Source organism: Secundilactobacillus muriivasis (genome assembly GCF_054785195.1).
This window is the reverse complement of the sequence record NZ_BAABMI010000020.1, coordinates 1-11,082: the sequence shown is the minus strand read 5'-3', so window position 1 is coordinate 11,082 and position 11,082 is coordinate 1. Positions and strand designations below refer to the sequence as shown.

12 protein-coding genes and 1 tRNA gene are annotated in these 11,082 nt (G+C 42.8%); 4 read left to right on the top strand and 9 right to left on the bottom strand.

The annotated features are described in order from the left end of the window. Positions 1–118: 118 nt before the first annotated feature. Entirely contained in the window at positions 119–562 is a 444-nt protein-coding gene (fabZ, locus tag ACYVR3_RS05920) for a 3-hydroxyacyl-ACP dehydratase FabZ (RefSeq protein WP_054736550.1), read from the bottom strand. Between the two features lie 435 nt (positions 563–997). Between fabZ and ACYVR3_RS05915 the strand changes: the two genes are divergently transcribed. Then, positions 998–1,267 (top strand): hypothetical protein, encoded by a 270-nt coding sequence (locus ACYVR3_RS05915; protein WP_054736546.1) that lies wholly within the window; start codon positions 998–1,000, stop codon positions 1,265–1,267. Positions 1,268–1,423: 156 nt separating this feature from the next. Continuing rightward, a complete protein-coding gene (locus ACYVR3_RS05910; RefSeq protein WP_461243487.1) occupies positions 1,424–1,747 on the top strand; it encodes a hypothetical protein in 324 nt (107 codons plus the stop codon). 84 nt (positions 1,748–1,831) lie between these two features. Here ACYVR3_RS05910 and eutJ read toward each other — a convergent pair whose 3' ends face one another. Both eutJ and ACYVR3_RS05900 read right to left on the bottom strand, forming a co-directional pair. After that, entirely contained in the window at positions 1,832–2,680 is an 849-nt protein-coding gene (gene eutJ, locus ACYVR3_RS05905) for an ethanolamine utilization protein EutJ (RefSeq protein WP_461243486.1), read from the bottom strand. A 199-nt stretch (positions 2,681–2,879) separates the two neighbouring features. Next, positions 2,880–3,359 (bottom strand): AP2 domain-containing protein, encoded by a 480-nt coding sequence (locus ACYVR3_RS05900; protein ID WP_461243485.1) that lies wholly within the window; start codon positions 3,357–3,359, stop codon positions 2,880–2,882. Between the two features lie 557 nt (positions 3,360–3,916). Here ACYVR3_RS05900 and ACYVR3_RS05895 point away from each other — a divergent pair. Then, a tRNA-Arg gene (locus ACYVR3_RS05895) sits at positions 3,917–3,990 on the top strand. Positions 3,991–5,318: 1,328 nt separating this feature from the next. On the opposite strand, the gene ACYVR3_RS05890 is transcribed toward ACYVR3_RS05895, so the two are convergent. The 6 genes from ACYVR3_RS05890 to miaA all read right to left on the bottom strand — a co-directional run bounded on the left by ACYVR3_RS05890 (position 5,319) and on the right by miaA (position 10,662). Continuing rightward, positions 5,319–5,825, bottom strand: coding sequence for a 2-deoxyuridine 5-triphosphate nucleotidohydrolase (locus ACYVR3_RS05890; protein ID WP_461243484.1), 507 nt, complete (start codon positions 5,823–5,825; stop codon positions 5,319–5,321). Positions 5,826–5,839: 14 nt separating this feature from the next. Then, positions 5,840–6,769 carry a hypothetical protein gene (locus ACYVR3_RS05885; protein ID WP_054736534.1) on the bottom strand — a complete coding sequence of 310 codons (930 nt, stop codon included), beginning with the start codon at positions 6,767–6,769 and terminating at the stop codon, positions 5,840–5,842. Next, entirely contained in the window at positions 6,762–7,649 is an 888-nt protein-coding gene (locus ACYVR3_RS05880; RefSeq protein WP_461243483.1) for an exonuclease SbcC, read from the bottom strand. Before ACYVR3_RS05880 ends, ACYVR3_RS05885 begins: the two co-directional genes overlap by 8 nt. A gap of 238 nt (positions 7,650–7,887) precedes the next feature. Continuing rightward, entirely contained in the window at positions 7,888–9,228 is a 1,341-nt protein-coding gene (gene glnA, locus ACYVR3_RS05875) for a type I glutamate--ammonia ligase (protein ID WP_461243482.1), read from the bottom strand. Positions 9,229–9,275: 47 nt separating this feature from the next. Further along, a complete protein-coding gene (locus ACYVR3_RS05870) occupies positions 9,276–9,659 on the bottom strand; it encodes a MerR family transcriptional regulator (protein WP_057151932.1) in 384 nt (127 codons plus the stop codon). 79 nt (positions 9,660–9,738) lie between these two features. Further along, a complete protein-coding gene (gene miaA / locus ACYVR3_RS05865; RefSeq protein ID WP_461243481.1) occupies positions 9,739–10,662 on the bottom strand; it encodes a tRNA (adenosine(37)-N6)-dimethylallyltransferase MiaA in 924 nt (307 codons plus the stop codon). A gap of 106 nt (positions 10,663–10,768) precedes the next feature. Here miaA and ACYVR3_RS05860 point away from each other — a divergent pair, with 106 nt between their 5' ends. Further along, positions 10,769–10,945: a DUF3042 family protein gene (locus ACYVR3_RS05860; RefSeq protein WP_082405087.1), complete on the top strand. Its 177-nt coding sequence runs from the start codon at positions 10,769–10,771 to the stop codon at positions 10,943–10,945. Positions 10,946–11,082: the final 137 nt, after the last annotated feature.

Genomic DNA, 11,082 nt, shown 5'->3' with positions numbered 1-11,082 from the left:
AAACCGTTGTCAACAATTGATTGATTCGCTTGATCGTTGAATATTCCACTGATACACCACCTATTTCGATTATCAAATAGTTCCAACATCAAAATAATAGCAGTGAGAAAGCCCATCGTCAATCGGTTGTGCGCTCTGGCTCAACGATAAACATTAGTTCAGCAGTTAGGACAACTTCATCCTTCACAACCGCTTCACAGCTAACAACGCCCATATTGTCACGTTGCTTCTTCATCTTTACTTTCAGTGCTATCTGATCAGACGCTTTAACGTCCTTTAAAAACTCGGCTTTAGAGATTCCACCCAAGTACGCCGTTTTATGCGCAAACGCTGGCGACTTCAAAATCAAAATCGAGGCTGCTTGTGCTAACGACTCAACGATCAAAGCTGAGGGCATGATATATTCGCCCGGACGATAACCGTTCACGAAACTTTCATCTGCCGTAACATTCTTAATTGCCGTGATTGATTCACCGGCCACTAATTCGGTCACCCCATCCATGTAAAAAATTGGAAAGCGGTTTGGAATCAGTGCCTGAATCTCTTGAGAAGTGAGCTGCATCGGTAACTCGACACCTCCTTGACAAAGTATTTCAAACATCAAAGTATTTGATGGCAGTATATTATTCTAATTTTGGGTTGCTTGTCAAGCCTTGCCCCGTAAGCTGGCGGTTACAAGCCGTTAAAACGCTTAATATACCGGGAATTAGCGCAATTTGGAAAAATAGTATTTTGAATATCAAACTATTTACCCAATTAACTTGATTATCAAGGGGCTTAACAATTAACCGTTTTCCAGACTTTTCCGAGGTTGTTCCCCTAATTATCAGCCGGTCATCAGACCAATTATCCGCCGTTTTTCCCGGCCTACATTGACCGATTTTAGTCTAAACTTCTGCTTTAGATTACCTTAAATTTATAAAAAATCGAGATTTACCCACACTTTTTTCACAACTTTCCAGTATAATTAGGGTATCAACTAAAGGGAGTGATACGTATGTCTGATCATAAATTTGATGACCACTCAGCAACAATTGCAACAAGCACCATTTTAAAGGCGCTTAACGATGCCCCGACGACACGTGACCTTGACGACGCAACCAGTAAACAGTATGCGACGGCCTTGGCAGCCATTTTAAACGACGAAACCGTCAAACGTTCGCTAGTTCGGATCGTGGTTCAAGAAATTGATTACTTACGTGATACGGATCCCGAAAAGCACTTACCTGATCATCACACTCGAACTTCAATCGTAAAACTAGACTGAAAAGCGCTGCCGCTGGCGGCGCTTTTTTAATGTCTGATTCTTATATCTCATACATTAATCTCACCTTTTCCGGATGCGGTTAAGTAACCGTTTTCTTACTATATATTTCTTGTTATAATGGAAAGTAAGCTAACTTAGATTGAGGATGTGATCAGTTTGAAGAACCAACAACCAATTGATGATAAAACGCTCCAACGCGAAATCACGCAGCGTCAGGAAGCCGCCGATGAAATGATCGGTTCAAGTGCCGTTCCTCTGGGTGATTTGTTAAACAAAAAGTTTCTTCGTGAAAACACCACCGCCCATAACTTCGAGGAATTCTGGGACCGTGGCCATTTTAAGGATGATGATCCTAGTAACGCAACGCCGGAAGAACTTGATGCCTATGTGGCATCCGTGAGTGACTTTGCAACGTATCATGATTTATTGGATGCGGCTTCTAAGGCGTATATCATTCATAAACTTGAGTTGGATAAGTAAATTTGCGGATTTAAAAATAAGGATAAAATAAAAGCACACCCACAAAGTGGCGTGCTTTTATTTTATCCTTATTTATACATTAGATTAATCATGATCATACATACCAATGCCTAATGGGGTCACAAACTGCGGAAAATCAGGCTTAAACGACTTAAGTCCCAGTGTCTTACTAAAGGCCGGAATAAAATCTTCGAAGTTAATCGCCCCGCCGACAACGACAACCGGTTCCTCAACCGCAACCTTAGGCGCGTTTTTGGTAATTGATGCCATTTTTTCAACAACTGGTCGGATAATTGGAAAGACTTCGCGTTCCTTCTTATTGTCCCGCTTCATCAGTTCAGCTTCGTCGGAACTAATATGGTAAGCACCGCCAAGAACCAATGTCATATGGAACCCACCGGTAGCTTCATCGATGACTTCAATCAACTTGCCATTTTTAAAGATGCTGACCCCGGTAGTCCCACCACCAATATCAACAACGGTGCCCGTTTTCATCCGCAAAAACTTCGCCGCTGCCGTTGGTTCATCAACCACGTGACGACAGATAAATTCAGCGGATTCGATGGCATTGGCCACGATTTTGGCACTACCTTCACCCGTACCAGGTGGAATGGCGCCACAGGCAGTGGTTAACTCAACACCTAACACATCCTCTGCTTTTTGTTTTAACCGCCGTAAGATTTGAGTCGTTTCAACGAAGTTAACAATCAACCCGTCACGAACGGCATGGTCGTATTCAAATGCCCCGTAAATCGGGTTGTCTTTTTCATCCAAGACCGTCAACACAATTGATGACGTCCCCAAATCAATCCCACAACGCAATTTTTCGGTTGGCTTTACCTTTCGAATGGCTTTGTCGCTGTTAACGACCTTTGCGAATTGATCGAGTACTTGGTTACTTTTGGTTAGATTAGCGTGTTGCTTGGCTGTCATAACATCCCATCCCTCAATTAAATTCTGAATTTGTTAATAGTATAACATAGAAATGAAAGCCCTTTCTTGACCTTTTTTCACGAATTTAAGCCATTTTTTCAGAAAATAATGCTACGAGACCCCACAATTGTGCTAATAGTTAAAAAAATGATAGCCATCGACTGAAATCAGTCAACGACTATCAAGGATAAGTCATTGTTTAGTTCACTTGTTCACTGCGCTTCCAGTAAAATAACTCGGCGTGTTTTCGCGCTTCCACCGCCTCGGCCTTAGTATCATAGCTCTTCAATAAGACATAGTGTCCGCGATACATCAGTCGCGCTAACCACTTTTGCGTCGCCTTATCAAAGGAAACCCCTACCACACCCGAGGTATTACGTGGCGATTCCTTCAGCGAGGATACCATGATGCCATCTTTATTCCGCAAGTTTTGCGTATTGCCCATGTTTTTGGTAAAATCCTTGTTTTCGATGTAGCGCTTCCGAGCTAGTTCTCGTCGTAAGCATCCACAACTTCGAACGTAACCGCCTCGAAGTCGTGACCCATCCACCACAACGACGTTGCCGCATGAACAGCGACATTCCCATAATAAATCAGCGTTACGAGGATCTTGTCCCTTTTGCTGAAGGACCGTTAAGCGACCAAACTGCTTACCCGTCATTTCAATTTTTCTACTCAAATTGATCTCCCCATCCTTACATTGACAGAGAAGTTCGTTTCCCCCCGAACCTCTCACTATACCAACTTCTATTTTGCGACTGCCACCTCCAAGGTATCGGACCAAATGCAGCACATTCCGAACAATCCACTTGAATTGTTCAGAAACAAACTAGTCAAGCCACAAATCGCTCAAAAAAATAGTCCATGTGCTTCACTACTTTGATTTCGCTTTATTTTATCAAGAATAAACCGGGATTTCAATTGAAAACGATTCATTTTTGCAACAACCATTTCGCGCCGTTATACAACACCGGTTGAGATTGCTTAAAAACCGAACAATCAGTCAATTAATGACTGAATTTTACATGAATTATCCATTGATAGTTCAACCTTTGGACCTATACCAGTTACCTAGACCACTCGCTTAAGCGAAATTAATAATTATCATTTTTCTTGCATGCTACCGTATTCGCTCAAACAGATTGATGCTATTGGGTATCGATGCATGATTCCTTACAATAGTCGTTGACTTCATCTGGGCAATATCTTATAATTATACATGTTCGTTATGAATATGTCGCAGTAGCTCAGCTGGATAGAGCAACGGTCTTCTAAACCGTAGGTCGAGGGTTCGAATCTCTCCTGCGACAGTCAATTGGGGATAAATTTCCTTTCGTCACCTTAAAAAAACGCCGATGATACGGCGTTTTTATTTTTGTATTCTGAAATAACCTCGTTTAAAATTACATTTTTCTCAACTTCGTCCACCAAATGCTGGTGATGCTGCAAAACTATCCCGCCTCGTACGCTTCATTTAACAGCTTAATAATTTCGACTACTTGTTCTGGGCCTCGAATTTTAAACGAGGTTGTTCGATACACGCTGTGTTCATTGCGGCCGCTTGGCAGCCGTTTCGTAACCACGCCATCAATCGGAATACTTTCATAAATGTGACTGGGAACGCACCTAACATTTAGACAAAAAAGATCTTCCATCTCACCAATGTCGCGTGGATTGACTTTACCAATTAAAATTTTAAACTGATCTTTGCGATCCATTCTTAATTTTCGCTGCCGTGAGTCGCTAAAATAAGTACTGATAAACATAAAATATATCATTTATTGTCCTTTCGTTGTTGACACTGACTATCCTATTGTGAGTAAAACCGGTAATATTTACTCACCTAGTGGTAACTACTCGGACGAAGTTGAATTTGTTTTTTTAATAAAAAATGCGAAAATTCCGTGCTTTTAGTCAGGGATAGTTGACTAAAGCTAAATTTCTCATCTATCGTCAAGCATGATCACGGTCAATGTCGACTGAGTCCTCTTCTTGAGGGCTTTTTATTTTGGACTTTTATGCCAATCACAATCCTCTGATTTCTGATCAGGCATTTCACACAATACGTTCAATTTTATTCGCATGGCAACGAGGTGCTCCAAAAGCCCATGAAAATAAATCAATCGCTTTACATTTTGTTTGATATAATCAATCATTAAAATTGGTCTATACTATCATTTAATACCCAATATATACAATTCGGTATTTGCTTGTTTAAGAATATACAGTGATTATAGCGGTCATTTGTATGCTACATCTTTTTCAATTATTTTCGTTTGAAAACTACATTTACTTCAAAAACACCTACAAATAAATTCGCAACTATTCTTAAAAATCGGTGTTTTTTACTTGCATTTTGTAAGTCATCAACTGATAATGAAACTGTAACGTAATTGAAACTTAACTTTGGAGGGATTGCCATGGTCTTTATTAGTTTCATTGCTGTCTTGTTCGTTATCGCTGGCGCATGGGAACTTTACCAAAGCCACACCCGACGACTTGCACAGTCCAAACATTTCGCCACAACGCGACGCAGTTATGTACAAGCATTTTTCCGGTTAATTCACCTCAGCTAATTTAAAAAACTGCACCGCAAAAAAAGAAGTTCGCCGATTGATCGGCGAACTTCTTTTTTATACTAATCAGTTAATTGAAAGGATGCACTCGCTACCGTTTCAACTTCCGCTGAGGTCAGTTTAAGATCAACTAACCCCCACTTCAAGAACACGTGCCAAGCGTGTTCAAATGCCGTTTGCTGGCGTTCAAACAGCGCCTGATCGACAAAGTGTCGAATCGCTAAGTACTGCTGACTCAAACTCTTAGCTGGCCGTTTTGCCATCAAGGCTGTCAATTGATCATCATCCATCACGATCAGGTGTGACCAAGTCTGCCGCGCTGCGACGTTGAAGAAAGCCGTCATCGTCGTCACGTACTGAGCAACCAGCGTATCATGGTCAACCGGCACTGGTGTTTCACCTAACCGGTACCACCCGACCTGCTTCGCTAAATCGCCGAGGGCAACGTCCAACGCTACGTAATCGACGCGCAACCCCTCTTCAGGCCGAATGGCAACCTGATGCGTATAGTTAAACTGGGTACGATACTGAATCGCCGACTGCAATAATTTTGCTAAATCAAGTGTCACAATAACCCTACTTTCTAAAAGACCAACGCATCCGAACGAATCTGTAATTCGTCCAGATTGTCTAGATACCAATCGCGTAAGAAGTCGTACGTTAACAACACTTTGAACCAAGACATCTTTTCATCCTGATCTTGCACCGTTAACCCCCACTTGGCTTGGCCGCTAGCGGTATGACTCGCAATCGTCAAGGTAACGTCTTGAGGAAGCTGTAATGTAGCGCCATCTTGGGCGTGCATCAACATGTAGTCTTGTTCGGCAGCCGCAACGAACAGCTTATCAACCACTTCACTCGACAACTCATTGGCCTGAACATAGTAGAACTCTTGGTTGCTGGTATCCAACAAGTTAAAGTCAACGTCAAACCCAAAGTCCGTCTTTAATGATTGACCAAAATCGATCAGCAACTGCGTCGTCGATAGAATCTGCTCATTTTCCAACTTATCGTGATAGGTAATGATAAACAGTTGTGTAATGGCCTTACTGTTCATCCGCATGACCTGACGCTTTAAATTCAGATAGAACAAGACCTCGCCAGTGACCTGTTCAGTGTAATAAACACCTCCAGTATCATCTGCTGGTTGAAAAGCAAACGTCCCTAAATCACCCATGGCAGTAATCTGCTGGGTCAGGTGCTGGGTGGCTTCATGTGATTGCAAGGTGATCAAATCACCTTTATCGTGCAATTCAAGTAGACGGCTCATGAAAATCAAATAGTAATCCGCTGTATTGTACTGGTGTGGGAAGGTTACGAAGTCACTGTCCAATACGTAAACGGACAATGCTTGGGCCGCTTCGACCAACACACTCGGATCTTTGGTGTTGATCAGTTGGTCCATCAGTTCGGTAAACTTGATCCCGGTTTGAAGACCTTCCTTAACCGCGTCATTATAGGACAACAAACGTCCGCTGGTACTCAATGTTGATGGATCAGTTTCATTAATCATCGGCTACCACCTTGCCCTTCCCAATCAAGTTTGTGAGGTAATCGGTATACAAGCTTTGATTGTGTGATTCAAAATGGCTAAAGTCGTCAAACGTTTGTTGGATACTTTGTTTCTCGTAGTTGAGGATCGTGTCCTCCTTTGATAATTCGAGAATGCGCTCATCGTTATCCTTAATTTGTTTATTGGCGTTCATTGCGGCTTCGTCCTCGTCCGCCAATTGAGATAATTGATCGACGAGTCCCTGGCGTTCTTCCTTGACTTTACCAGAATCCCAAGGCAAGGTGCTCTTTGAACTAACATCCTTTAACTGTTGCCGAAGATCATCTTTTTGACGATCACGGTCATCTTGTTGTGTGATCAACTTTTGGAGTTCGGCGCTCTTCGCCGTAATTTCAGCAATATTATCGGTGTTATAACGTTGATGGAGTGGTTCTAAATCAAAGGTCCGCTTCAGCTTACCATACTCAGTTTCGTCAAATTCGAACGCCACGTTTAACACGTCTAATTGACCAAACAAACGCCGATCCCACCAATTACCAAAGTAAATGTCAAATTGCCCTGACGTCACTTCATCGTAGTAGAAGAATGGGTAGGTCTTCCCCAAGTAGTCAATTAGATTTTGACTCAAGTAGTGACTTAGTTCATCATGAACGTCACTCACTAACCCTGATAATTCACGGGTTTGGGTCGTTGACCGAGACTTCTTCACTTCGCGATCATAACGCGTTTTATCAATTAACTCATAAATCTGCCGATCATCACCGTCGTGTAAGGCGGCTTGGAGCGTTTGTAGATAATTAATCTTTTGACTGATCGATAAATCTAATTGCGCTTGTGCTGGATTGATCTCTTCGCGTGGTGCTTCACTATTACTTTGCATATTATCCCTCGTTTACGATTTCTCATCATATGTAACTAGTTTAATGTTAACGGAAAATGTGAGTTTAATAAAGGCCTTTCATTAAAATACCCGGAAATTTTCCGTTCACTTCCGGCAGGTCGCTGTCGACACCTCTCAAAGCTGTCACTTCCTATTTTATTACGACAACAAAAACAACGCCAATTCATTTGACTGAATCGGCGTTGTTTAAAACTTTTATAATCTTTTAGTGACGCAATTAGTACAATTCCATGTACTGATCACGTTCCCACTTCGATACTTGAGTGCGGTAAGCATCGTACTCTAAGTTCTTAGCTTCAATAAAGCTTGGGTACAAGTGTGGTCCCATGGCCTTCTTCATGACTTCATCAGCGGCCAGATCCTTCAAGGCGTTGTGCAACGTATCTGGTAAGTTGGTGATGTGGCTTTGGCTCCGTTCTTCAGCGTCCATCCGGTAGATGTTACGATCAACGCTTTCTTCAGGTTCGATCTTGTTCTTCAAACCGTCAAGACCGGCTTCCAAGACCGCTGCAATCGCCAAGTATGGGTTAGCAGCTGGATCCACGCTCCGGACTTCCAAACGAGTTGAAAGACCACGTGAGTTTGGTACTCGAATCAATGGTGACCGGTTAGAACCTGACCATGCCACGTAAACTGGGGCTTCGTAGCCTGGAACCAACCGCTTATATGAGTTAACCGTTGGGTTACAGATAGCAGTAAAGCTGCGAGCATGTTCAAGCAACCCACCCAAGAAGTAGTAAGCATCCTGTGATAATTGCAACTTACCCTTTTCATCATAGAAGGCGTTACCGTCCTTGTGGAAGAGTGACATGTTCAAATGCATCCCGGAACCGTTAATGCCAGCTAATGGCTTTGGCATGAAGGTTGCATAAAGACCGAACTTCCGAGCAATCGTCTTAACGACTAACTTGAAGGTTTGAATGTTATCAGCGGCTTGTAAGGCGTCCGCATACTTAAAGTCGATTTCATGTTGACCAGGTGCAACTTCGTGGTGCGCAGCTTCAACATCAAAGCCCATGTCTTCCAAGGTCAAAACGATTTCACGACGGCAGTTTTCACCTAAGTCCATTGGGGCCATATCGAAGTATGAACCGTTATCGTTCAACTTAGTCGTTGGTTTGCCGTTTTCATCCATCTTAAATAGGAAGAATTCTGGTTCTGGTCCGATGTTAAAGTCAGTAAAGCCGGCTTCACGCATGTCGTTCAAGACCCAAATCAAGTTGTTCCGTGGGTCCCCAGCAAATGGTTTCTTGTCTGGCGTGTAAACTTCACAGATGACACGGGCGATCTTGCCACGATCACTGCTCCAAGGGAAAATCATCCAAGTTGACAGATCTGGGTAGAGGTACATATCACTTTCTTCGATGCGTACGAAACCATCGATAGAAGAACCATCAAACATCAACTTGTTGTCGAGTAACTTCTCAAGCTGTGAAATTGGTACTTCAACGTTTTTGATTGTCCCAAACAAATCAGTAAACATTAACCGTAAAAATTGAACATCTTCATCCTTAGCCATTTGACGAATGTCGTCTTTGGTGTAATCGTGTTTTGGCATAAAATCGCTCCTTGAAAGATAGTTTTTAAAATCAGCAAGCCACAAAGTTAGTCAAGAGGTCGCTGTGAATGTAATGACGTTCCAACGCCGCGGTCAAAGCCACTAATGTTCAGGAATTCATCGTGGAGAATCCGTCTTACATCACTATCAGTCAAGTTATCTTCTCGCCGTTCAGTTGCGCGTTTCTTCTGTTGCTCGTAGATGGCCTTGATACCAGCCATGTTGATGCCTTCAGCTAAATAGTCCTTGATCTCTAATAACTGATCAATATTATTCAGCGAATACATTCGCCGGTTACCATCAGTTCGTTTCGGAATCACTAATCCTTGTTCCTCATAATAACGAATCTGACGGGCAGATAATTCAGTAAGTCGCATGACCGTCCCAATTGGTAGAACGGACTTTGATCGTTGCAATTCTTTTTCTGTCATCACATTCACCTCCTTTTGCATGGTTCAATAATACCACGATTTTAGTCAGTGTCAACACTTCATGTAATGTTTTATAACATCATTTGGATAACCAATCTGTCATGGCGTCTTCAATTTGGTCTTTAGCCGTTGGATCCGCCAATAAATCAAACCATTCAACAGGAATCTGGTGCCGAAACCACGTTAATTGGCGCTTGGCATAGTGCCGGGTGTCCTGCTTAATTTTATCGATCGCCATCTCACGTGTTATTTGACCATCAAAATACGGAAATAGTTCTCGATAACCAATCCCCTTACCGGCTGCCAAACTTTGACCACCGGCATCGTAAAGTTGACGTGCTTCCGTTTCAAGCCCTTCATCGATCATCTGATCAACTCGCTGTTCAATTCGTTGATACAACCGTGCTCGATCCGTATTTAACCCGATTACTAAGGCATCATATCGCGGCGTCAACGTTGTCTGTTGCTTCGAAAAAAGCTGGCCAGTTTGTTCGTAAACCTCCAACGCCCGCACGATTCGCCGTTCATTGCTGACCGGAATCTTTTCAGCTGCATCCGGATCAATTTGGTTCAAGTGATCCCATAATGCCTGTTGCCCGTTAGTCGCCGCATAAGCATGCCATTTTTTCCGAACTGATTCAGTGGCTTCGTACTGATCACCACCCAGATTCATATCGTACAGTAAGGCCTTCAAGTAAAAGCCTGTCCCACCGACAATAATCGGTAACCCACCGCGCGCGGTAATTTGATCGATCAATTGGCGGCTTTCAGCAACAAAGTCGGCTACTGAGTATCGTTCATCAATTTCTCGAATATCGATCAAGTAGTGTGGTACACCCTGCCGTTCAACCGGCATAATTTTAGCCGTTCCAATATCTAACCCGCGATAAACCTGCATTGAATCCCCAGAGATCACTTCACCCTGGTACTGTTTTGCTATTTCAATTGACAGGGCTGTTTTACCAACCGCTGTCGGCCCAATAATGGCCAATACTTTTTTCAAAAAGATCACTCCACCATAATTTTGCGATTCACTGGATTTTTTACCGAAAAAACGGCATAATATAAGTAACACAAATCAATTTTAACCTGTTAGGGGGCCTTTCTCAATGAAACATTTTGTAAAGGGATTTCTTTTTGGAACCGTTGCAACCATCGGTGCCGTTGCTGGCGCTGTCCTTTCATTCAAGAAACGCGTGGTTGAGCCAATCGAAGATGAAGAAGAACGTTTTGAAGACAACCGCAAGCGCGCCGCTCGGAAGAGTCGTTCTGCGCACCATGGTTAAGAGAATAAGTTACTAAATAAAGCTGCCGATTACGGTGGCTTTTTTTGTTTAAGCTGACGTTTGTGTCCAGCGTAAGTGTGCGGAGTTTGTGAAATTTGGCTTCGTTTGCGCGTTAATCATGGGTTACATTGTGGAAG